Origin of the sequence: Paenibacillus polysaccharolyticus, from assembly GCF_900102085.1 — a bacterium.
GTDB lineage: Bacteria > Bacillota > Bacilli > Paenibacillales > Paenibacillaceae > Paenibacillus > Paenibacillus polysaccharolyticus.
Genome location: NZ_FMVM01000001.1, coordinates 443,795 through 467,107, shown reverse-complemented (window position 1 = coordinate 467,107; position 23,313 = coordinate 443,795). Strand labels below are relative to the sequence as shown.

Below are 23,313 nucleotides of genomic sequence, written 5' to 3'. Positions count from 1 at the left end.
CTATGTCAGGTAAGAGCAACATTCATTATTTAGCCGACGACGACTTGAGTGCATACTTAGAAAGAGCTTCACCCTTCATCGAATAGATCACTTCATTCATATAAGTGGAGATACTTTCTAATGAAGGAACAGCAGTGCTAACGATGTACACATGCACGTCTTCCAATGTCTGTGGGTTCAGAATATATCCTGTTTTAGCAAAATCAAGCTGGTATTGCCCGTCTTGTGTTCGGTCCACATGCATGAGCACAGGCTGAGCATCCTTGAACATACGCTCCGTCACTTTGCCTTTCATCGTGTATAACTCAAGCTTTGAGCCAGTGAGCACGGTGTACCCATTACCCGCTGTTTGAATATACGCATCTCCGGCGATTGCACGCCCCCATGCAAGCTTGCCATCCGAACCAAATCCCATCAAGCGATTGCCGGTGGTTTCGAAGTTGGCACGCATCAGGACGGAACCATCATCCAGAATCGCCAGAGCTTCACCGCCGCCATCTCCTTGTGTATTGGCCTCAGCCGGGAATTGATAGAAGGACAGACGGTTTAATGAGGTGTCATAGATTTCAACTTTCGGATTGGCAACCGGTTGCCAGAAGTTTCCCGACTTGACCTGTTTGCTCGCATCGACAACAATCCTGCCCTTAGCTGCTTTGAGTACAGTGCCTGCAATTGTTTTTTCGGTCAACAGCTTACCTTTTTGGTCATAAAGAGAAAGGGTAGAACGCACAGAGCCATTGGATTGTACGCCCTGACTTGTAGCGACCAGTAGATTATCGTTATCCATGAGCGAGATGTTTGCTGACGAATTCACGGTTTTCACCCAGTTGGTCTTGCCGGACGTATTAAACGAATATAATTTCTTGCTTTTATCCGAATACTCCATATACACGTAGGCCGTACCGTTGCTTGCATATACAGAGTTGGAGTAGGTTGTATAAGGGCCACTTTTCTCATGGAAAATAGTGCTCCACTTGAGCTGTCCTGTTTTGGCATCCAGTGCTTGAAGTGAATCGAGCTGCCAGTCCAGCGTTGTTTTGCTACTGGTTTTGGTTACGGGCTGAGAAGTGTGTACATATACCAGATTTTTAGCAGGTACAGCGTAAATGTTCTTGATCATGACGTCTTTCTCCGTATTAGCCTCATTTAACATGAGGGAGGAGGAGGTCCATGCCGGTTTAGACAAGGATTCTGTGGACGCCGCCGCGTATCCTGTAGTTGTATTCATGTTCAAGAGCAGCATGCCACTGAGCAAAAGAACGGCCCAAGTTGTGGATTTGCGTTTGCGATTCGTATAAGTAGTATGCAAGTGATAAACCACCTTTCGTCTTCGGTAAAATAACACCGATTGTAGAATTCTACCATTGATTTCTAGTGTAATTCAACCGAACACGCTGTAACCTTTTTACACCACGGATGTGATAATGCAATGTTAAAAGAGGTGAAACAGTTACAGGGAATTCATCTTCTTTAGAAGACCTTTAAAGTTTGATATATTTAGGGCTGTGACAAGAGAAATACGAAGTAACGATGACGAGGAGAAGCGGCATGAATTGGAGTGAAAACATCATCTTATGGGTTATCGCAGGCATTGTCCTGTTGTTGCTGTTAACCTGGATGACTCGGCGGATCATTTATCGTGGGCAACGCATACGAAGTGAGGCGAATCCCCAGAAAATCACGATAAAGGATATCGATAAAATGGAGGATGGATCAGAGTTTGAATTATATCTCTACAATCTGTTCGAGCGCCTCGGTTATGAAGAGGTTCACAAAACGACGAGCAGCCGGGATTTCGGTGCAGACCTCGTGTTTGTGGATAGGCTGGGCAGACGCACGGTGGTACAGGCCAAACGCTACGGTGCCAATCATCCTGTTGGTCTTAGCGCGGTGCAAGAGATTTATACCTCCATTCGTTATTATGAGGCGGATCGATCCATTGTACTGACTTCTGCCCGGTACACGGAGGCTTGCCGCACGCTGGCTGCGGTGAATGAGGTAAAACTGCTGGATCGCGAGGACTTGATCGAGCTGATTGCCCTGTTTAAGTCGCGCAGGCTGGACGAAGCGATGGAACTGATCGAAGAGCATGACCACGAACCCATTGAGACGTGGCAGTCTCGGCGCAAGCGATCCTGATGTCAGTAAGGTAAAGGAGAAATCCGGCATATATAATTGCGATTGAAAACTACCCATGACGCACATGCATCATGGGTAGTTTTCAATCATTTTCATACGTTCTTCGTATACAATTCCGAAGCGACTTACTTGACTGGTCCCATCCAGGTTGAAATCGTCTTCTGCTGGTGCGGCAACGGCGGTTTCAACTTCCCGTTATCGATCAAATGCTTCAAAATATAAGCGACCAGCCGGCCTCCGCCGGTGTTGCCTCTCACCATGTAAGCAAGCTGCGGCTCCAAATGTTTCGGCTGATTTTGCAGGAACAGGTTGAGCATTTTGTCATAGAGCTTGCCGACAGCAGGCGCATACAGAGCGGACAAATCCGGCATTGCCTTGTTCAAACGATCCAACGTTTGCGGAGAGTCAAACCAAACCGCATTGAACTTGTACCCCTCCTTCGTCTTGCGGATGTATCCTTTCTCCAGCAGGAACGAATACTGCTCGGCGTTCTCTTCGTTGTCGGGTAGTTCCCCTTGTTGGAACGCATGACAAATCTCGACATTCCGGTATTCCAGGAAACGCCAATCGATCTCGCGATCGCTCCAGTAAGTATTGAATTGCCATAAGTATAAAGGAGTGTCTTCGACGTAGCGGAGCGACGGACCGAAGGTGACGTAACTACCCATATCAAAACCCGGATCGGGATAGTGGCTTCGATCTAACGCCGCATAGGCAATATATTGACCTCCGTCTTTTCGCATTGGTGCGACCGCATCGAAGTTTTCGCCCGCTGGCATGCTCCGCCAGGATTGCTCCTCGATGTTTTTGGGCAGCAAGGTCCAGAGCAGGAAGTTATAGTCGCCGTCCGGAACGTACACTCCGCTATCCTCGACTTGACGGCGAACTTCCATTAACGCGTCAAAATGAACATCAGCCACTTCGGCAGCGCAATCTTGCCAAAATGCATGACCGGCTACGGCCAACTCGAAGAGGTCCCAGACGATGGTATTGCTTTGGTATTTGCCGGGAGAGGTTTGGATGAGAAAATTGTAATCAGCCAGGTGCCGTACTTCGCCTTCCAACAAAGACGGCGGCATTCCCAGTTCCTCCGCGATTTGATGTACAGTACGCGCCTTGTGATAAGCCGCATAAACAATATTTTGCGCCAAGGCGCGTCCAAGAAAATCGTTGGTTTCGCCCAGTCTGCCGGCCGAACCCGAATGGCCCATTTCCCCCATGCTGACCGGATTGACACTTAAAGTTCCTGTTGTACGCATACGTTTCATCCCTTTCCGTAACTTCTTTTTAGCCTCGCTCAAATGCCACTTCACCGTGCCTTCAGGAATGTTCAGAGCAATCGCGATATCGCCGATTTTAAGCTCATCGTAGTAGTGCATGACCACGATCCGGCGATGGATGTCGGACAGAAACGCGACTTCTCGGCGCAGCTCCCGTGAAGCTTCGGTTGCCAGTAGCCGGTCAAGCGGCTCCCGGGAAGGGGCGGCAGACAATTCAGACATACCGTTGATTTCAATCGCTTGGGGAGCGTGCTCGCGCTTTTTCAACCAATTCACCCAAGTGTATCGAGCAACCGTCCAGACGTAAGCGTCAAGGCTTCTAATGTCTCGCACCCCAGAGAAGGATTTCAACAACTGCAGCATAATCTCCTGAGCCAGATCCTCCGCCTCGGCCCGGTGCTTGACCCGGTTTAACGCAAAACCGAAAATCGGTTTGACATAGCCCCGAATTGCTTCCGTGGCTTCTTTTTCGTTTTTACTAAATGAATCCATTTTTTCCTCCATATTTGCATCTGTAATTCCTGACAATTATATAGTGTGCCAGCAGAAATAAAGGTTGGGATTATTTTTTTGAAAGTTTAACGTCCTATCGGATCACTCATACATATGAAATCACAAATATCATAAGTAGGTCACTTTAATGGTTAAAGAGACGTTATGGCTTTTTGTTAATCAAGTTTAAGATTACTTTAGATGTAAAGGCCTCACTTTTAGTATATAAAGATACTTCTTTTACGTTCAACTATGGGAGGTTACAAACTAGGAGCAGGAGCCCAAGTTTTTCTTTGAGTACTTGGAATACTCCTTCGTTCCTTAGTTAACGAGGAGTGGTCTCGATTGTATACGGATATATATGAGTTTGGGCTGGTTGCACCTTCACTTGCAACGTTACACATGATATATTGAACGTAGTTCAACTGAAGGAGTGTGTTCATCATTATGGCACGTACACAGACACAAAAGGCACTACGCAAAGCAGAGCGGTCCGGACAATGGACCCCAGAGCAAAGCCGCAGAGTGAATGGAAATTATGGCGCATTATCGCAACATGTTCGCTTGACACCAACCAAGCACGAAAAATTGCAAAAGGTCAAACACAAGAAGCAAATCATCCAGGATGGTGGTGCTTCTTTTTATTTTATCTTCGGAGCGAGTAGGTCAGGAAAAGGTGATGAATGTGTGCGTGGATGTAAGGAGACGTACGGAGACGTATGGAAATAAAAAAAGGAGAAGCATGGAATCTCCTCCTTGGATGCAATATACATTAAACTTATGACTGAACGAGATGAAGTACTTCCACGTTTGGATCCACATCGGCCTCATAATCGACGCCATCGGTTTCGAAACCAAACAGCTGGAAGAACTCGCGGCGGTAACCTTCAAGATCGGACAGGTCATAGATATTCTCGCTCGTAAGATCGTTCCAGATCTTCGCCACTTCCTCCTGTACGTCTGCTCTCATCTCCCAATCATCGATCCGAATGCGTCCTTGCTCATCTGTTGGCACTTCACCGCCAGCGTACAGACGATCCGCAAACAGACGTTGCAACTGTTCGATGCATCCTTCATGCAGTCCTTTTTCCTTCATCACTTTGTACAATGCGGAAATATATAGTGGCACAACTGGAATAGCCGAGCTGGACTGTGTAACCAGTGCTTTGGCTACGGTAACGTAGGCACGTCCGCCTTTTGCGCTCAGTTGCTCATGCATTTTGCGCGCCGTTGCTTCCAGATGATCTTTCGCTTGACCGATTGAGCCTTCACGATAAATGGCTTGCGTCAGCTCAGGTCCGATGTAAGAGAAGGCAATCGTTGTTGCATTGTCAGCGAGTACGCCGCCTTGCTTCAGTGCATCCATCCACAGTTCCCAGTCTTCTCCGCCCATAACGTTAACCGTCTGACGAATCTCTTCTTCTGTCGCTGTTTCGAGAGTCACTGAAGTGATCTCGCCTGTATGGAAATTGACGGTTTTGTTGGTGTACGCTTGTCCGATCGGCTTCAGCACGGAGTTGGACACTTCACCTGTATTTGGATCGGTACGGCGGGCCGAAGCAACGCTGTATACGACCAGATCCACTTGACCCAATTCGCTGCGAATCAGTTCAACAGCTTTATCACGGGTTTCATTGGCAAAAGCATCGCCGGTGATGCTGTAGGATTTAAGACCTGCGGCATCCGCAGCCTTCTCAAATGCCGCAGAGTTATACCATCCAGCAGAAGCTGTTCGTTTATCCGTAGAGCTGGAGGGACGGTAAATACCAATTGTATTAGCGCCTGCTCCAAAAGCGGAGACGATGCGCGAAGCCAGTCCGTAACCTGTGGACGCGCCAATGACGAGCACATTGCGGGGGCCTTGAATCTCTGGCTTGGATTTTACATAATTAATCTGCTCCTGCACTTGTGCCGCACAGCCGACAGGATGAGAAGTTGTACAAATAAAACCACGTGTTCTTGGTTTAATAATCATTGTTGTGGCACCCTTTCGTGTTCAATTCATGTGTAACATTGGATCGATTCATTATGCTTTTTTCGTACATTGTACGTTTACATCCTCCCTATTGTAAAACAATTACGTTCGAAACGGAAACCGTTTTGTCAATTTTACTGGAAGGATAGCACGGGGGTGGCAATTCGGCTTTCATTTTGGGATGATGAGATGATAGACTCGCTATAGAGAAAGAGTAGACTGTCATAATGAAAGGATAGACCTGTTATGCTGAAAGAACGGATCGAGTTTTTGAGCAAACGAAAACAAATCTCACGTAAGGACCTCGTAGAAGGTCTGGTTACGCAGGCGCATTTTGCAAACATCCTGGCAGAGCGTTATCCACTGCCCGAAGATTTGGCCGAGAGTATTGCTGAGCGCTTGGGTGTAAGCTCCTCCTATCTTTTGCGAACAGCAGTGCAGGATGAACAGACACTTGCGAGAGCAGAAGCGATCTTTGTACAGATGTCGGTTCCAGCCTCGGCGATCCCGGAGGAAACGGTACATGCTCTGGATGATCGGGATGATTCGCTTACGGTGGAACTGACGACTGCTCTAATGAAGGCAGTGTATTACCAGCAGTTAAATGACGCCGCTGCGCATGAATATATACATATATCGTATCTGAATTTTTATTTGGAGAAGTATGGCCGCCCGGATGACATACAGCTACCTAGGCCGCTTACGAAGGCTTTGTTATTTTACAAAATCCAATATTACCGATCCAAGCAGGCGTATGTGGACGTGCTCACTCATGTGACAAGACTGAGCGCCCTGACGGAGCCAGGAAGCGAGCTATGGCTGTCGATCCAAAATATCCAGATAGAGGCATACATTCATACCCGGCAGTATGAGGATGCGAAGCGCACATTTGAGCAGACGATGAAACATGTGTATGACCAGCGGTTGTTTCATCGTTTGTCTGGTCTGTATGTGGCATACAGCGGGTATTGCTTTACGATGGGACTGTTGCAGGAAGCTTTGTCCGCATTGTCGATGGCTGAGGCGAATCTGGTTTACGCCGGAAATCAGGGAGACTTGGTAACGGCCATTGCGAACAATCGAATTGTCATGTTGACGATGTCAGGGGAATTAGATCAGGCACAGGCTGAGATTGAGCGTTTTGAAAGCTTGCTTCAGGGAGAAACGAATGAGACGCAGCAGGCGATGAAGCCGTTGCTTTTGGTGTATCGCTGTGAGGTTGCCTCCGCTAGGAAAAGCTGGGGCATGCTGGCGCAAAGTGTGGATCAACTGTTAAGTTGTGCTGTCACAGAGGATCAGCGAATGAACGCGATTTTTTATCAAAGTCAGCTGGCGCTCGCACACGGAGAACAGGACACCTTTATAACTCAAGCCCTGGCTTGTCTGTCGTATTTTGAGTCTGTGCAGCAACCGCTACGCCTAGAATCCCTATATGAAGGATTGGCTGTGGTGAGTGAGGATCAGCGGCGGTACAAAGAGGCGGCAGGTTATTATCGCAAGCTGGTGTATTTGCTTCGGAGAACGAAGTAAAGGTTAAGTTTTAAGGCCGGTTGGGGCAGGTAAGGTAAGGTAAGGTAAGGTAAGGTAAATCGATTGAAGTTTGGAAGAAGGGAAAGCAGTGCAGGCATAAGGTGATCGGTTAAGGGAAATTAGGAAGTAGAAGGATAAGATAGAACAGATAGAGTAGGTCTGGAACGTATTGTGTATCGTAAGGATCGGACCGCTTGGCTAGATGCAGTAATGTAAAGGGATATAGATTGTAGCAGGGTAAGGTAAGGCAATGAGACAGGACAAGCAAAAGGTGAATTAAGAGTAGAGTAGATTAAGACAAGCCAGGATAGGACAATACAAGGAGGTTTATTTTCTAACGATCACCAGCGACGCTATTTCTGCGAATTTCAGGCGTTTGGTATCCTAACGATCACAGTGGAGCTTATTTTAGGAAAATCAGTGCCAAATTGGACTTTTTCTTTGTTTTTCAGTGAAATAAGCTCTCTGGTGATCGTTACAATTTCAGAAAGGCCTATTTTGCTCAAATAAGCTTATCTGAGATCGTTAGAATAAATAATTGGGTTGCAAAGCTTCAACTTCTCAGTAGAATATTTTAAATCTTGAAGATATAAGTGTGTGAATTTTGTGCGGTAGATGGTAGATGTATGCTGTAATTTTGTCTTTATTGCTGAATGTTTGCTATAAGCGTGTCTTAAATGGAGTTGTACGCTGTAAGTGCATCATGAGTGTGCATTGTTTGCTAGATAAGCATCTTTAATAGAGCTAAGGTGCCGAGTGTGCATTCGTCTAAAAATAGGAATTTGACTACTCTGAGTAACTGTAATCAGAGCCAAGTAACGGACAAATTCACAAAAATAAATGGCTTACTCCTCATTGAGTCGGTTAGAACAACGTTTTTATTGGGAAAAAGCAAGCATAGCTACAAATAAATTGATGGAAAGCCGTCTCTAGCAGGACATTTCTTCGGTTCTTTTGTATGTGTCCAGATCGGTATTCATACGGGCTATGTTGTGTTTATAATTAATCATACCCAATAAAAAACAAATGAGGTGTTCGATATGATGGGATGGTTTACACGTAAAAACAAACAGGAAGATGCGGTTGCCAAAGCGGATCGCGTAATGAACAAAGGGCTTACGGGCATGATGATGAAAGGGTTTGTACCAAAGGAACATCGGGATGCCATCAACCAGAGTTTGGACTCGGCTAAGCAGGCACAACTCGCTGCAAGCGGATCGTTGCCTCTGACAGCAACTGGAACCGTGATCAGTGTAACGGATACGGGAAAATTAATTAATTTTGATCCCATTGTGGTGCTTGTACTTGAAGTTACTGAAACGGGTGGTCACACGTATCAACGCACAATGGAAACACTTGTATCCAAGCTGCAGATTCCGCGTGTGGGTGATCGTGTCGGTTTGGGACAGCATCCGGCGAATCCTTCTGAACTGATCTATATGGGACTTCTTTCGGTTTAGGTGGATTCATAGCGATAGATATTCATGCGACTATTCCGAATATAGGAAAAAAATTGAATTATTAGTTTGCGTGTTACAGATAACAACGCAAAGGAAACATACGCACCGAAGATATAACAAAAGATATAACAAAAGATATAACAAAAGATATCAAATAGTAAAAAGTAAAAAGATTTATACAGCATAAATTAGATAGATAGGGTGATAGAGATGAGTCGTTTTTTTAGAGTAATTGGCTTACTGATGGTATTTGGGACAGGATTTTCCCCGTTCATAGCTCAGTGGCTGTGGGATGATCCGTTTATGGTCATGCAGGCGTGGTGGTTTAAACCGATACTTTTTGGAGGAATTGGCTTACTGGTCATTTCGTCTATATTCGGTACAAGTTTGGGTCAGCGCAAGATCAAATCAGGATTGCCGGCAGTGGGTGTGATCCAAAGCATTCAGCAGACGGGTACCTATATTAATGAGCAGCCGGAAGTGAAAATGATGCTGAAGGTGTCTCGTCAAGGCCGGGAAACATATGATACAGAATTAAGAACCATTGTTCCTCTGACTTCGCTGTCTCAGTTTCAGCCGGGAGCTATCATTCCGATTGTCGTTTCCGAGAAAGATGAGCGCAAAGTCGGGCTGGATCAGCATGGAACCGTGTCGCAAGAGCATATGCAGCAACTGTTGAATGAAAAGATGATGCAACAAGGTATAGCACCGGAAATGGTAGATATCGCACGTACAGGAGAGAAGGGATTGGCTAAAATTCTGGACGTTACCCCTATGGGAAGTGGACAGAATGGCAACATCAAGTTACAGCTTAAACTTAGTATTACGAAGCCAAATGGTGAAACCTTTGAGGTGATTACGCAAAAAGAAATCCTGCCCTCTGCTATGTCACAGGTTCAGCAGGGACATATCATTAACGTATTTTATTCGCCGCAGGACCCTTCCAAAGTGGCCCTTGCTCTTCAAGTGCAGGAACAACAGTTGAATCATCTTTTCTCGTCTTAATATTCTCATCTTGATCTGCTTATCCTTAGCATCACTTTAAAAAAGCTGTACAAAATGGAACTGTAGCATTCTCGCGGTTCATTTCAGGAAATTAAAGTTATAATATTCGAGCGCCCTCCCCAAGTCAAAGCGGACGATGAACGGGAACGGCGCTCTTTATTTATATCCCTACAATTAAATTAAGAACGAGTGCTTGAAGAAGAGCGCATCAGCATTTCCCGGAAAGAGTGAAAAAGAGGCTGTGCGTAGTGTTCAAGCTGCTCCCGGCTGGGCTGTCCCTCTTCTGTTAATATATCGTGATCGAACCACACGACAGCATAATCATTGTCATCATTTGGTTTACTCGAATCCCAACAGACAGGCCCCGCATGATCTTCATAGGAGGCAAATGGAATATATCCCGCCTTAACCAGTAATTCCGATGATGACCAGAGGTTTCGTAATTCCCGCAGGGGGTAGTCAGAAGGTAGATTCGGTAATTCGATCGTAAATCCTTCATAGCGAAGATACACATTCAGAACATATCGGCTACTTAGATAGGCCGTATAGAGCGGCGGCAGAGAGAAAGAAGAGCTATGCGTATCCGAACCAGACTTAACATAACTAGCAACTAATTCGTTGATCTGATCTACCGTAACCTTCGAGTCTAGCATTTTCCAGCGAACCCATTCTTCTTCATCAACCTCACCATCCTGCATATCCGAAGGCACGCCATAGTCCTCTTCTTCCATTTTGGCCGGATGAGACATTAGAATATCGCGGTGAGGAGAATCGAAATATGCGTCCAGCCAGCTTTTGATGAAAAGTCGATCTTGTTCCAGCACCTCTTTGTTAATCAAAGTGGTCACAACCCTTCAAGATTCATAATCTTATATTTTTATATTCTTATTCTTATATCCTCGTATGCTTTTATTTTAAACGATACCGATTCGCATGCGATAGGAGAACAGCACTTCTTTTGATTTTCCGTCAAAAACAAGCTCTGCCCGGCGTCTGAAATCGTCCGCCATGTCATTCAATTCTGTGGCGCCCAGCTTCAAAGCTGTCTGGAGTCCGCCTTGGCTAAGAGCCAGGTTGGCATAACGCTCAGCTGTGAATGGCTCCTGATGATGGAACATAATTTCCCGGCTGTAACGGAACAGCCCGGATTGCTGGATCTGCTGTAAATGGCCTTCTTTGCTCCATTTATATGCTTGTTGCTCTGTACTCGATAGACGTGAGGCGAGTTCATCCGCTGTACTCACCAGTTGCCGGTATGCTACTTCAAGTTGCCAGTCTAATACAGGCGGCCAGTCACAGTCGTAGGCAGCAAAAATACCGCCTGGACGCAGTACCCGTGCGAACTCGCGTAAGGTGGATTCCGGCTCCATCCAGTGAAACGACTGGGAGCAGGTCAAAATATCTACACTATCATCAGGAAGGCCGAGGTCATGAGACATTCCCGCCGCAAAGCGAAGTTGATCCGGTTTGCCTGCAGCTTCCCATTTCGCAATGCCAACGGAGCGCATATCCTCGCTAGGTTCCACGCCGATTACTCGCTCGGCATAATCCAGCCAGATCCAGGTGGATAAACCTGTACCACAACCGACATCAGCCACGAAGCGTGGCCTTTTGCCCAGATAATGAGTCAAAATATCGACGACTTCGCGGGGAGCAGCGGGTCTGTTTTGATCATACAGTGTGCCAAATCCTTTAAAGCGTTCTACGTTATTGTATCTGATCTGCTGATTCATGTATGTCCTCCCAACATCGCTAAATTCCTGTCGATCCTAATTTAAAATGAAATGGTATAGATGCATACTATATTGTACCATCATCCTCGGTTTTGTGCCCATCATCTTCCAGTAAAAGCGCGACGGCCTCTTGATGTCTGCGAAGTAACTCTTTGCGCACCGTCAAAGGTGAGATCACCTTTATTTTTGAGCCAAAGGAGAGTAAGAATGAATAAAGCTGTTCACCCTCATCAATTGGAATAGAAACCCTTAGTTTCCCATCCGCTTCTTGCTGAATAATGGCGGGATCCAGCAGATCGTAAACACGATAAGCGATCGTTTGTTCAAACAGAAGTTCGATCAGAGTCTGTTTCTCAGACGGCTGGTTAGACTGTATCTTGATGTCTTGGTTTTCTCCGTTATAAGGTTCTTCTTTGACTCTATCTCCCTCCCCTGTCGATGGCCGAGTATGCTCATATGCGCCGGGCACAAAGCGAAGTTTCGTGATCCGTTTGATTTTGTACGTGACGAAGGTGTCGGGCGAATCGGATGTCACAGGGGGGGCTTGTTTTAAACCCTTGAAGTACCATGTATTGTTTTTAAAAATAAGCTTCACCGGCAACGCCGTCTCCTCACTCGCTTCTCCATTGGAATCGATATAGTGAAATGCGAGCAACTGACTTGCGAATATCGCCTGTTTCACCTGATTAAACAGGTGCATCTCTTGCTCGGGAATACTGCCCCACGGAGAATACTCAAATTCAATCCAGTCCAGTTTATGATCAAATAGGGTCGTTAACCTGCCCAGCATCCGGGCGCTGTTCAGATGAGGAATGGCGCTGACGCTGTACAAGCCCAGCAAAATTTCATTCTGTTCATCCTCGCTCAGCAGCGACTTGTCCATGACATAGTGATCCATCAGATGAATGCCGCCGTGCTTGCCCGTTGTTGTATAGACGGGGATGCCTGCCGCACTCAGACGGTCAATGTCCCGGTAAACGGTGCGAACCGAGATTTCGAACAGGCGCGCAAGCTCCGGGGCGGTTGTTTTCTTTTTTTCCAGCAACAGCAACAACATTCGGAATAATCGGTTATGTTCCATAACCAAATTATATCATGACAACCCTTGTCAGGGTATGGGTGCTACACTTGGACTATAACGTTATAGTTCTCAGCGTATTTCAGTGGATTGAAGATCACAGACGTGCTCTAGTAGCCGTCAACATTTAGAGGAGGAAACGCATCATGAAAATGAAAGACGGATTCTTTTGGGGCGGCGCAACGGCTGCCAATCAATTTGAAGGCGGATGGAATAAGGACGGCAAAGGGCCAAGCACATCGGATATGATGACAGGCGGAACGCATACCACGCCGCGCCGAATTACACCTGTTCTTGAAGAGGGCACGTATTATCCGAGCCATGAAGCGGTTGATTTTTATGGACATTATAAAGAAGACATTGCGATGATGGCCGAGATGGGTTTCAAAATGTTCCGCATGTCGATCAACTGGTCTCGCATCTACCCGAACGGTGACGATCTGGAGCCAAACGAAGAGGGTTTGAAGTTCTATGATAACGTCTTTGCCGAGTTGAAAAAACACAATATCGAGCCATTGGTGACGATCTCCCACTACGAGACACCGTTTGGCCTGACACAAAAATATAACGGCTGGGCTTCTCGTGAAGTGATCGAGTTTTACATCCGTTATTGTACAACCCTCTTCAATCGTTATAAGAACCAGGTGAAATACTGGCTAACCTTTAACGAAATTAACTGTCTGACAATGCCGCTTGGTGCATATATGGCAGGTGGATTGTTGTTTGAAGGTAAAGAAACATTGACGGACGGCGTAGATCAGCCACAGACTCGGTTCCAAGCGCTGCATCATCAATTCGTGGCCAGTGCCAAAGCGGTGAAGCTGGGACACCAGATCAACCCGGATTTCAAAATCGGCTGTATGGTTGCTTTCATGACAACGTATCCGAACACGTGTAATCCTGACGATATTTTGCTTGCGCAGAAGAAAGATCAACTGTCCAACATGATCTGTGGCGATGTACAGGTTCGGGGAGCATACCCAGGATTCGCAAAACGTTTCTTCGCAGAAGAAGGCATTGAAATTCAAATGCAACCGGAAGATGAGCAGACGCTGCGCGAAGGCTGTGTAGATTTCTATTCCTTCAGTTATTACATGTCTCTCGTGGAAAGTGCGGATGCATCGCTGGATCGAGCGGAAGGAAATCTACTGGGTGGTATCAAAAACCCATATCTTGAGGCCTCCGATTGGGGCTGGCAGATCGATCCGAAAGGACTACGCTATACGCTGAACCACCTCTATGATCGTTATCAGGTGCCATTAATGGTTGTGGAAAATGGTCTGGGTGCGGTTGATGTAATTGAAGAAGACGGCTCCATTCAGGATGACTACCGGATTGATTATCTGAAAGGTCACATTGAGCAGATGAAAGAAGCAGTTGCAGACGGCGTTGATCTCATTGCCTATACGATGTGGGGCTGTATTGACCTTGTAAGTGCATCGACTGGTGAGATGAAGAAACGTTATGGTTTCATTCATGTCAACAAAGATAATGATGGCAACGGTGACTTGAGCCGTACACCGAAGAAAAGCTTCTACTGGTACAAAGATGTAATTGCTTCTAATGGAGAGAAGTTGTAATTCAACAGCTGTAATCAAAAGATAACAAACCCCCAACGATCTTTCGGTCGTTGGGGTTTTTAGCGATGAAGCATGTAACATGCGACTAGGCGAAGCTTCTGGCTTGTAATTCAGACAGCCGCTGCAAATGACGTCTGTAGAACCAGATACAGGTGAATAACCAGCACCCGCTCAGAAAGTAACCGCCAACGACGTCACTAGGATAATGTACGCCCAGATAAATCCGGCTAATGCCGATCATCAGGATAAAGGCAGCACTGGCTGCAATCATACATACACGCCCGGTAAAGGTCGGGATATGCTTCCAGATCAGAAAGGCAAGTCCACCATAAAGGCTGAACGCCGCCATGGAATGTCCGCTGGGGAAGCTGTACCCGCTTACTTCGATAATGCGGTTAATAGTTGGGCGAGCTCGTTGAAACAGCAGCTTGATCACGGCATTCAATAGCGTAGAGCCTGCAAGCACGATGGCAAGAAAGAGCAGTTCGCGTTTGTGGCGTAGGAAAACATAGAGGATCAGCATGACAATGACCGTAATGACAACGACCTGAAGTTCGCTGCCGATCCAGGTGAAAAATTGCATAAATTGAGTCATGCCAGGCGACTCCATGCCTTGGATCAAGTCGATGAGTACAGCATCAAAGCGATGAATCTGGTTATCGCTAATGGACAGCGCAATGCTGATAAAAGCGGACAGGCATAACGCTGCAACGAGCAGCGGAATGGAGATTTTTTTCGTCAAATTGGGCTTCAAATGTTAAGTTCCTCCGTCATCCATGATGTTTTTGATTATAGTTATCGTTGTTGAACGAAAGTATTGTTCGCTCGAAACATAGTGTTAACATTCTACAATAAAACAAACAAAAACGAAAATGGAGACGTTAGTAAGATAAGAGGGGCTTCAAGATAATTCAAAGGGGGAGAATGTAAGGATGAGGAGAGTGGGGGCGGCCGTTTTAGTTCTGTTGTTTTTTGTAGCAAATGTGATGGTTTGGCCAGGGGAGCGGGCATACGCGTGCAGTTGTGTCGAATCCAGTGTTAAGGAGAAGTTGGAAACGTATAGCGCTGTATTTACGGGGAAAGTAGTCGAGATCGGAGGCGACTCCATAATCAGTAGTAGGGAATATAAGAAATATACGCTGGATGTAGACACGACCTGGAAAGGCGTAGATACAAAAAAGACAACCATATTGATTAATAATATGGGCGAAGGTGCCTGTGGAATAACATTGGCAAAAGATCAGTCTTATCTTATTTTTGCTAATCAGGATGATAAGGATGGCAAATTATACAGCAGCCTATGTAGCGGTAATCTTCAGATTGAACAGGCTGGAGAAGCAATTAATATGTTGGGCAAAGGCACTCCTGTAAGCTCTGATGATTTCACGGACAGCAGCAGTGGATATAGCAATCCGTGGATGATTTCGCTATATGCTGGGGGTGCAGTTGTCATACTTGCGCTGGTAGGTGGCTCGCTGTGGAGAAAGAAACAGCGGAGAGCATAATATGAGAGCGGCCATATGAAGGACAAGAGCTGCAGTGAACGCAGCGTGCAGTGGAATTTACCTGACCAAACATCCCCTTATGGACCTATATACACTCCGTAAGGGGATGTTGATTTTTCAGCTGTGTTTTTGATTCCGGTGGGTGATGAGCATACGGTCCGAGTGCTGTAACTCTATATTAACGCTGGAGCTGTACCATATAATCATGCGCGGTCACACCGAATACTCGCTTGAAATGTCTGTTCAGATGGGTCAGATCGACAAAGCCGCAGTCAGCCACGGCGGTATAGATGTCTCTATGTTTCTCAAGCGATTGACGGGCATGTTCGACCTTGCAGTTCAGGAAAAATTGATAGGGTGAAAAGCCAGTATGGGCTTTGAATTCACGGATAAACTGAAACTTCGACAGGCCGAATTCAGCTGATAGATCTTCCAGTTTCAGCACGTCTGCGGTGCTGCAAAACATAATCTCTTTTGCTTTGCGAACAAGACTGTCCTGAGGTTTCCAGAGCCTTGCAGGCTGTTCCTCCTGAGCGAGCATATGCACGAGTTCAAACAACCGGGTGCTACACTCGGCTTCGTCCTGTCTGTGCTGCACGGCATCGTTCAGCATGAGAATGCTTCGGGCAAGCTTTGGATCATAGACGATGGGAGTGGAGAAGCGAAGTTCCTTTCTACCCATAATTTCTTCAACTAATTCAGCCTTCAGGTAAAGCATCACATAATCAATACCCTCTTTATCATAGGAACTTCCATCATGTAATTGCTCGCGGTTAAACAGCATGACGCCGTTCGGATGTGAGGCCTGATAGTGACCTTCCAGATGATATTGCTGAATGCCGCGCAGCGTTACACCTACGGCATATTCCTCATGGCAATGCTTTTTATAGGTGAAATCGGTGAAGCTGGCGGATAGAGCCAGCACGTCTTCTGATCTTTTGTAGCTAAACTGTTCCATACCGCACACCTCCTCAGATGAAATAAGTCGTTAGATCACACCTGATACAATAATGGCTGAGTATATCAAAAAAAGAGCCATCAGCATACTACATGTTCGCTGGTAACGATTCAGCAAGGATCGAAAGATCGTGCCGAACACCACCCAGCTGGAGTAAGCCAGAAAACCAATACACGTAATCAGCATAACATAGAAGAACGCAGACCATGATTCTGCAGCGACGTAAGGAAGTACATAAGCTGGAATGACGGTGAAGGTAAACAGCACAACCTTGGGATTCACGAATTGCATCATTACACCGTTCCAAAAGCCTAATATAGCCTGGGGAGCGGCTTCAGTAGAGCCCATTCGATAGACCTGATAAGCGAGGTATAGCATGTAAATGCCGCCGATGATCTGCATGACTTGCAAGATGCCTGGCAAGATGTCAGCGAGAAGCTGATTTAACAAAGCAGACGCGGTCAGCAACAGACCGAAAGCTAAGGTAGCTCCCCAGACATAAGGCATGGTGCGGCGTGCGCCTACTTTTTGCGTGGAGGAGAGAATGACAATATTGCTGGGGCCGGGTGTGAAAGTGACAACGATACAGTAGATTAAAAAGGTTAGTATATTCATGTTAAGCTCCTTCTTCGATGATAGATTCAAATTTCACGTTCATTGTTGTAATCATACGGCGGAGCAGACCAGAGCTATAGTACATTATTGCGTAGCGGAGCTTGAGATCATTAGGCGTGGTTCCCCTAATCATTACGCTCTCTATAAAAGTTGTGCGTATTTTATTTACACGTTAACGGAGTGCACTGTGTAAATCTTTAGTCAACTTATATAGAGAGGTTCCCTTTTTGAATGATTGCGTTTACAATCGATAACGGAGTGAGGATGTACAGACTGACATAGACCACTTGAGGAAGTGAACAAAAATGAAAAAAATGCTGCTGATCTATATTGTGCTGATTGCGGCGTTTGCATTGTATGTATTGAGATTTGAATATACCAGTCAGGTAAACAGCTCGTGGGAAAACCGCGGACTTCGCGGTGATCTGGGTGAGACGTACATGATGATTACGTTTCAGTCCGGACTGGAATATTGGAAGAGTCCGCTGAAAGGTTTTGAGGATGCCGCGGATGCGCTGGGCGTGACCGTCGAATATCGCGGGGCTACACGGTATGATGCCAAAGAGCAGATCACGGTGATTGAACAGGCCATTGCGCGCAAACCTGCAGGCATTGCTATATCCGCAATTGATCCAAAATCGTTAATTCCAGCGATCAATAAAGCTGTAGAAGCGGATATTCCTGTAATCCTGTTCGATGCCGATGCACCGGGGAGTCAGGCGTATTCTTTTTTGGGGACGGATAATTACAAGGCAGGCGTAACGGCAGCGGATAAAATGGCCGAGCTACTCGGTCGTGAAGGAGAAGTCGCTGTATTAACGTTGCCGGGACAGCAGAATCATGAGGAACGCACCAACGGATTCCGCGAAACGATTCAGCAGCGATACCCCAATATGCAGGTCGTCGAAATTGCGGATGGACATGGAGATACGTTGAAATCCCGGGATGAAACGATCCGGATGATGAAGGCACATCCGAAGCTGGCGGGTATATTTGTCACCGAGGCAACGGGAGGCGCCGGAGCTGGAGAAGCAGTGCAAAATACAGATCCGGGCAATGGCCAGAAGCTACGCATCATCTCGTTTGACACAAATAAAGCGACACTTGATCTGATCCAAAATGGTACGATATCGGCTACGATTGCACAAGGGACCTGGAACATGGGGTACTGGTCACTCCAATATCTGTTCCATCTGCACCATCACTTGACCGTGCCTGCGCCTTCGCCTTCAGGGGAAAATGCACCGCTGCCTGTAACGGTAGATACGGGGATCTCGGTCGTGACACGTTCAAATGTGGATGATTATTATGCCAAATAAACAGAGAACATGGCGCTCTGAGCTTGTGAACGGTGTACGCCGCCTGCGTCTGCGTAACATGCCATTACGATACCAATTGATGCTGTTATTTCTGCTTTTTGCCATCGTGCCGTCCGTCGGTTTGGGTCTGCTCGTGAATTGGACGGTAGAACGAGTCGTGGAGCGACAGGTAGAGGGACATACGATGCAGCTGATTGGCAAGGTCAATGAAGCGTTGAATACCAAGATGGAGAATTTGCAAAATATGACCTACCTGATTGCATTCGAACCAGACGTCAATGCTTTCATGGACGAGAAGATCGGTGGAGACGGGAACACACGTGAACATGAACGCGTCGAAAGACAAGCCAGCCAAGCGTATACGGAATCTGAACAGAACCGTTTGTATGGCATCAAACAGACTTTGCAAGGATTCACCACATTGTACCCGGAAATTGCGGGCATCGTGCTTGTGAACGGCAACGGTGACTATATAAGCAATGAGATGTATCCTCGAACGGAGCAACGTCTGACCGAGGAAGAGTGGTATCGGAAGGCTGCAATGCAACCAGGGATTTTCACGGTACTGGGTCAGCCGCGAGAGCGCAACATGACCACCCATGTCCGGTATAAGGATGATGAGATTGTATCGGTCGCCCGCTCTGTCACGGATGAAACGACCGGGCTCGTGAAGGGGGCTGTACTAATTGACCTCAAGCTGAGGTCCGTTTCACAGGCGGCTCGTAATGTAACCCTTGGCAAATCCGGTTATGTCATGGTCACGGATGCCGAAGGACAAAGTGTATACAGACCCGAACATCCGCTCATTGAACATATTCCGGCGAGCTGGTTTGCTTCGGGAGAGGGCGGAACGTTTACGAAAGATGTGGATGGCGAAGCGTTATTATTCATGTATCAGTCATCTACCTTTACGGGCTGGAGAACGGTGGGGGTGTTTCCAACCAAAGAGTCGATCTCCGAGGTGCGACAGATTCAGTTTTATGTGGTTAGTTTTGTCTTTGTCGTGTGTTTGTTTGGTCTGAGTGCATCTTTGTGGTTTTCCCGCTCCATTGCGCAGCCGATCTTCCGGTTGATGTCTTATATGCGCAGAGCCGAAACGGGCAATCTCAACGCAGGCCGGTGGAGTGATCGTGCCGATGAGATCGGTATGCTGGGAAATAGTTTTAACCGAATGCTGAGCCAGATTCGTCAGCTGATTACGCTGAATGAACTGAGGGAACGGCAGAAACGGGATGCAGAGATGCGCAGTTTACAAGAGCATATCAAGCCTCATTTTTTATATAATACGCTGGATACGATTCACTGGATGGCTCGAAAAGAAGGCGCTGACGGTGTGTCTAATATGGTTGGGGCACTGTCCCGTTTGTTTCGAATCGGACTCAGCAAGGGACAGGATTATATTCCCCTACACTCTGAGCTGGAACATATCAGCAGTTATCTGCAGATTCAGCAGACCAGATATCGGGATCGTCTTGGGTACACCATCCATGTCCCGGAAGAATTGCACAACTTGTATGTGCTGAAGCTGTTACTCCAGCCTTTGGTAGAAAATGCGATATACCATGGGATCAAGGGCAGACGAGGCCCAGGCCACATTGTCATAGAAGGGAATGTGGAGCAGGGGCGGCTACATCTGACAATTAAGGACGACGGAGCCGGAATGAGCGAAGAACGACTGGCGGAGATGCTGCAGCTGCTGGATATGCCGATGGAGAGTCTGGAATCGACTTCACCGGAGTGGACGGGTAAAAGTTACGGGATGCTGAATGTACAGGCACGATTAAGATTATCATTTGGCAGTGACTATGGGATTTGGCTGGACAGCAGGCAGGGTGAGGGAACCCGCGTTACGATTGTTCATCCACTGATGCGGGAAATGCCTGTAACAATACCTTCCCGGGTTGAGCCCCGAGATAATCAAGATCGACGAGAGAAGGAGTGAAGAGGGTCGTGGACTATACAGTGCAACCTGTCAATGTCAATGCAACGGATAACCTGTATCGAGTGCTGATTGCCGACGATGAACCGATTATTCGAGAAGGAATCCGCGAGGCTATGGATTGGGCTACACTTGGCATGGAGGTTGTCGGTGAAGCCGAGGACGGTGAAGAAGCGCTCGAACGGGCAGTTGAGTTGAATGTACATGTCGTGCTGGTCGATATGAATATGCCGTTCCTGAATGGGATTGAACTGATTCGTGCTTTACAGGAACAGTGCCCCGGGGTTCGGTATCTGATCATATCGGGGCACGATGAATTCGCTTATGCGCAAGAAGCGGTTCGTCTCGGGGTGGAGGATTACATCCTGAAGCCTGTACAAGCAGACCAATTGAGAGCTGCACTGGAGCGGTTACGTCAGCGTCTGGATGAGGAGCATCAGCGGACAGCCTATGTCAGACAGGCGGCAGAGCAGATTGAACGCAATATTCCGCTCCTTCGTCAGCGATTTTGTCAGGAGTGGATGAAAGGACAGGTAGATGGTAATAGTCTGATGGAGCAACTTGCTTTTCTACATCTGCCGTCTGTATCGCCTGTACAAGTTGGAGTGGTGCGTTGGCCTGCTGCCGAGGCGCGTCAGACCATACTGAGGGAGAATGATCGTCAGCTGTTTCTGTATGCCATGGAAAATATCATAGCAGAACTGCTCGGAGATCATCCGCACGTGCTCTTTCGTGATGCTAGTAGTGTTATCGGGATCTGCCTGTGGCAGGAGACCCCTGAGGAGATTGCACTCCTGCTGGAGCAGCAGATTAGTGCTTGCCTGAACATCGCTGTTCATGCCCATGTTGAACCTCATAGGGGGACGCTGGAAGAGGTGCCGGGTACGTATCGGCATTGCCGTGAACAGGTATACGAAGAAGTGAAGCTCTCTCCGCTCGTTCGCAGAGCAAGGCAGCTGATTCAGGAGGAGTACGCAGAACGGGAGTTGACGCTGGAATCACTGGCATCCCGTTTGCAGGTGTCGGCAGTATATCTCAGTCGTGTGTTGAAAAAAGAGTTAAACGACTCGTTCGTTACTCTTGTCACTCATGCCCGTATTCGTAAAGCCGCACAGCTACTGGACTCCACGTCACTCCCGATCCATACCATCGCTGAACGCGTAGGGTATGATACACAGCACTATTTCAGCACAGCGTTCAAAAAAACGATGGGTATCTCGCCTGCCCAATATCGTAAAAATGGCGGAACAGACAGTTCCAGCGCAGGTTCTGTGTAGATTTCGAAGCTTCATCGGAAGTATGGATATCAATAGGCTACAAACAAACCCACCTTTAAAGGTTAACCACCTGTGGTGGGTTTTTCGTTTGCCCTTTTCCATCAAAAGTTAAATTTTTATAAAAAAGGTTCAAAACCTGCAAAGACCTTGCTCGCTGCGAAATGCTACCATGGGATGCAGAGAGGAACAATAAGCAACTGCAAGATACTCCGTGTGTTGTAAGCGTTATCTTACGAATCATACCGAACGCGATGACGTGAGGAAAGGGGAACTTCATATGAAAAAAGGAGTAATACTCATCTGGCTTCTGGTAATGTCCGTCATGCTCTCAGCCTGTAATCTGGCTGAAAGTGATGTGGGAAGCAAGGAGAAAGGATATGTCGGCATATCCATGCCTACCAAATCATCGGAACGCTGGGTGGGCGACGGAGAGAATATGGTTCGTCTGTTTCAGGAGCAAGGTTACAAAACAGATCTTCAGTACGCCGAAGACGTGGTTGAGAATCAAATCTCCCAGATTGAGAACATGATTACCAAAGGTGTTGATGTCATGGTCATTGCATCTGTAGACGGAAATACGCTGACCGATGTCATCAAGAAGGCACATGACGAAGGCATTCAGGTCATCTCGTATGACCGACTTATTCGTAACACGCCATATCTGACTTACTATGCTACATTTGACAACTTTAAAGTCGGGGTGCTACAAGCCTCCTATATTGAACAGAAGCTGGGGCTTAAGGATGGCAAGGGGCCGTTTAACATTGAGTTGTTTGGTGGATCACCGGATGATAACAATGCATACTTTTTCTTCGACGGTGCGATGTCGGTGCTCAAACCGTATATTGACTCTGGCAAACTGGTCGTCCGAAGCAAACAGATGACGATGGCGCAAATTGCCACACTGCGCTGGGACGGGGCTTTGGCCCAATCAAGGATGGATAACCTGCTGAGTGCTTACTATTCAGGCGATAATCTGGATGCGGTATTATCTCCGTATGACGGAATCAGTATCGGGATTATCTCATCTCTGAAGGGCATTGGCTACGGCAAGCCGAACAAACCGCTTCCGGTTATTACGGGGCAGGATGCGGAACTGGCATCCATCAAGTCCATTGTGGCTGGAGAACAGACGCAGACGGTCTTCAAGGACACACGTAAGCTCGCCGAGAAAACAGTGGAGATGGCTAACAGCATTTTGCAAGGAAAACAAGCAGAGGTGAATGACACAAAGTCATATAACAACGGATTAATGGTTGTTCCTGCGTATCTGCTCGACCCGATCTCTGTAGATCGTACCAATGTGGAAAAAGATATTGTAGGCAGCAAGTATTACACCAAAGAAGAAATAGGCCTACCGTAAAGTGTGATGAAATAGGTAGGGCGCTCATAAATACGTTGCAAAAGATCGGTGTGCCATAATGCATC

General features: G+C 47.0%; 20 protein-coding genes. 11 read left to right on the top strand and 9 right to left on the bottom strand.

What is annotated here, in order from left to right:
• Nucleotides 1-25 precede the first annotated feature (25 nt).
• The gene (locus BLQ13_RS02000) at nucleotides 26-1,309 is read right to left on the bottom strand and encodes a PQQ-binding-like beta-propeller repeat protein (RefSeq protein ID WP_090915431.1); all 1,284 of its coding nucleotides are present in this window, start codon (nucleotides 1,307-1,309) and stop codon (nucleotides 26-28) included.
• A gap of 239 nt (nucleotides 1,310-1,548) precedes the next feature.
• Between BLQ13_RS02000 and BLQ13_RS01995 the strand changes: the two genes are divergently transcribed.
• Nucleotides 1,549-2,139 carry a restriction endonuclease gene (locus BLQ13_RS01995; protein WP_090915429.1) on the top strand — a complete coding sequence of 197 codons (591 nt, stop codon included), beginning with the start codon at nucleotides 1,549-1,551 and terminating at the stop codon, nucleotides 2,137-2,139.
• A 125-nt stretch (nucleotides 2,140-2,264) separates the two neighbouring features.
• On the opposite strand, the gene BLQ13_RS01990 is transcribed toward BLQ13_RS01995, so the two are convergent.
• Complete coding sequence (locus BLQ13_RS01990) at nucleotides 2,265-3,911, bottom strand: RNA polymerase sigma factor (RefSeq protein WP_167375615.1); 1,647 nt, start codon at nucleotides 3,909-3,911, stop codon at nucleotides 2,265-2,267.
• A 447-nt stretch (nucleotides 3,912-4,358) separates the two neighbouring features.
• On the opposite strand from BLQ13_RS01990, the gene BLQ13_RS01985 reads away from it, so the two are divergent.
• Entirely contained in the window at nucleotides 4,359-4,640 is a 282-nt protein-coding gene (locus BLQ13_RS01985; protein WP_090915425.1) for a hypothetical protein, read from the top strand.
• A gap of 49 nt (nucleotides 4,641-4,689) precedes the next feature.
• Here BLQ13_RS01985 and fabV read toward each other — a convergent pair whose 3' ends face one another.
• Nucleotides 4,690-5,886 carry an enoyl-ACP reductase FabV gene (gene fabV, locus BLQ13_RS01980; protein ID WP_090915423.1) on the bottom strand — a complete coding sequence of 399 codons (1,197 nt, stop codon included), beginning with the start codon at nucleotides 5,884-5,886 and terminating at the stop codon, nucleotides 4,690-4,692.
• A 246-nt stretch (nucleotides 5,887-6,132) separates the two neighbouring features.
• On the opposite strand from fabV, the gene BLQ13_RS01975 reads away from it, so the two are divergent.
• The 3 genes from BLQ13_RS01975 to BLQ13_RS01965 all read left to right on the top strand — a co-directional run bounded on the left by BLQ13_RS01975 (nucleotide 6,133) and on the right by BLQ13_RS01965 (nucleotide 9,881).
• On the top strand, nucleotides 6,133-7,416 hold the full coding sequence (locus BLQ13_RS01975; RefSeq protein ID WP_090915421.1) for a transcriptional regulator: 1,284 nt from the start codon (nucleotides 6,133-6,135) through the stop codon (nucleotides 7,414-7,416).
• A gap of 1,040 nt (nucleotides 7,417-8,456) precedes the next feature.
• Nucleotides 8,457-8,876 (top strand): hypothetical protein, encoded by a 420-nt coding sequence (locus BLQ13_RS01970; RefSeq protein WP_186809599.1) that lies wholly within the window; start codon nucleotides 8,457-8,459, stop codon nucleotides 8,874-8,876.
• A 210-nt stretch (nucleotides 8,877-9,086) separates the two neighbouring features.
• Nucleotides 9,087-9,881 carry a hypothetical protein gene (locus tag BLQ13_RS01965; protein WP_090915418.1) on the top strand — a complete coding sequence of 265 codons (795 nt, stop codon included), beginning with the start codon at nucleotides 9,087-9,089 and terminating at the stop codon, nucleotides 9,879-9,881.
• A 179-nt stretch (nucleotides 9,882-10,060) separates the two neighbouring features.
• Here BLQ13_RS01965 and BLQ13_RS01960 read toward each other — a convergent pair whose 3' ends face one another.
• The 3 genes from BLQ13_RS01960 to BLQ13_RS01950 form a co-directional block, all read right to left on the bottom strand.
• Entirely contained in the window at nucleotides 10,061-10,720 is a 660-nt protein-coding gene (locus BLQ13_RS01960) for a hypothetical protein (RefSeq protein WP_090915416.1), read from the bottom strand.
• A gap of 75 nt (nucleotides 10,721-10,795) precedes the next feature.
• On the bottom strand, nucleotides 10,796-11,614 hold the full coding sequence (locus BLQ13_RS01955; protein ID WP_090915413.1) for a class I SAM-dependent methyltransferase: 819 nt from the start codon (nucleotides 11,612-11,614) through the stop codon (nucleotides 10,796-10,798).
• A gap of 67 nt (nucleotides 11,615-11,681) precedes the next feature.
• Nucleotides 11,682-12,695, bottom strand: coding sequence for a helix-turn-helix transcriptional regulator (locus BLQ13_RS01950; RefSeq protein WP_244159178.1), 1,014 nt, complete (start codon nucleotides 12,693-12,695; stop codon nucleotides 11,682-11,684).
• Between the two features lie 143 nt (nucleotides 12,696-12,838).
• On the opposite strand from BLQ13_RS01950, the gene BLQ13_RS01945 reads away from it, so the two are divergent.
• Nucleotides 12,839-14,272: a glycoside hydrolase family 1 protein gene (locus BLQ13_RS01945; RefSeq protein WP_090915411.1), complete on the top strand. Its 1,434-nt coding sequence runs from the start codon at nucleotides 12,839-12,841 to the stop codon at nucleotides 14,270-14,272.
• Nucleotides 14,273-14,357: 85 nt separating this feature from the next.
• On the opposite strand, the gene BLQ13_RS01940 is transcribed toward BLQ13_RS01945, so the two are convergent.
• Nucleotides 14,358-15,026: a phosphatase PAP2 family protein gene (locus BLQ13_RS01940; protein ID WP_090915409.1), complete on the bottom strand. Its 669-nt coding sequence runs from the start codon at nucleotides 15,024-15,026 to the stop codon at nucleotides 14,358-14,360.
• Nucleotides 15,027-15,204: 178 nt separating this feature from the next.
• On the opposite strand from BLQ13_RS01940, the gene BLQ13_RS01935 reads away from it, so the two are divergent.
• Nucleotides 15,205-15,777: a hypothetical protein gene (locus BLQ13_RS01935; protein ID WP_090915406.1), complete on the top strand. Its 573-nt coding sequence runs from the start codon at nucleotides 15,205-15,207 to the stop codon at nucleotides 15,775-15,777.
• Nucleotides 15,778-15,955: 178 nt separating this feature from the next.
• Here the strand turns inward: BLQ13_RS01935 and BLQ13_RS01930 are convergent, their stop codons facing one another.
• The gene (locus tag BLQ13_RS01930) at nucleotides 15,956-16,735 is read right to left on the bottom strand and encodes an AraC family transcriptional regulator (protein WP_090915404.1); all 780 of its coding nucleotides are present in this window, start codon (nucleotides 16,733-16,735) and stop codon (nucleotides 15,956-15,958) included.
• A 30-nt stretch (nucleotides 16,736-16,765) separates the two neighbouring features.
• Nucleotides 16,766-17,350, bottom strand: coding sequence for a LysE family translocator (locus BLQ13_RS01925; protein ID WP_090915401.1), 585 nt, complete (start codon nucleotides 17,348-17,350; stop codon nucleotides 16,766-16,768).
• Nucleotides 17,351-17,655: 305 nt separating this feature from the next.
• Between BLQ13_RS01925 and BLQ13_RS01920 the strand changes: the two genes are divergently transcribed.
• From BLQ13_RS01920 to chvE, 4 genes are all read left to right on the top strand, one after another.
• Entirely contained in the window at nucleotides 17,656-18,669 is a 1,014-nt protein-coding gene (locus tag BLQ13_RS01920) for a substrate-binding domain-containing protein (RefSeq protein ID WP_090915399.1), read from the top strand.
• Nucleotides 18,650-20,611 carry a cache domain-containing sensor histidine kinase gene (locus BLQ13_RS01915; protein WP_090915396.1) on the top strand — a complete coding sequence of 654 codons (1,962 nt, stop codon included), beginning with the start codon at nucleotides 18,650-18,652 and terminating at the stop codon, nucleotides 20,609-20,611. The genes BLQ13_RS01920 and BLQ13_RS01915 overlap by 20 nt, the downstream gene beginning before the upstream one ends.
• Nucleotides 20,612-20,619: 8 nt before the next feature.
• Nucleotides 20,620-21,885, top strand: a complete 1,266-nt coding sequence (locus tag BLQ13_RS01910) for a response regulator (RefSeq protein ID WP_244159177.1) — start codon at nucleotides 20,620-20,622, stop codon at nucleotides 21,883-21,885.
• A gap of 277 nt (nucleotides 21,886-22,162) precedes the next feature.
• Complete coding sequence (gene chvE, locus BLQ13_RS01905; protein ID WP_090915392.1) at nucleotides 22,163-23,248, top strand: multiple monosaccharide ABC transporter substrate-binding protein; 1,086 nt, start codon at nucleotides 22,163-22,165, stop codon at nucleotides 23,246-23,248.
• The last annotated feature ends 65 nt before the right edge of the window (nucleotides 23,249-23,313 follow it).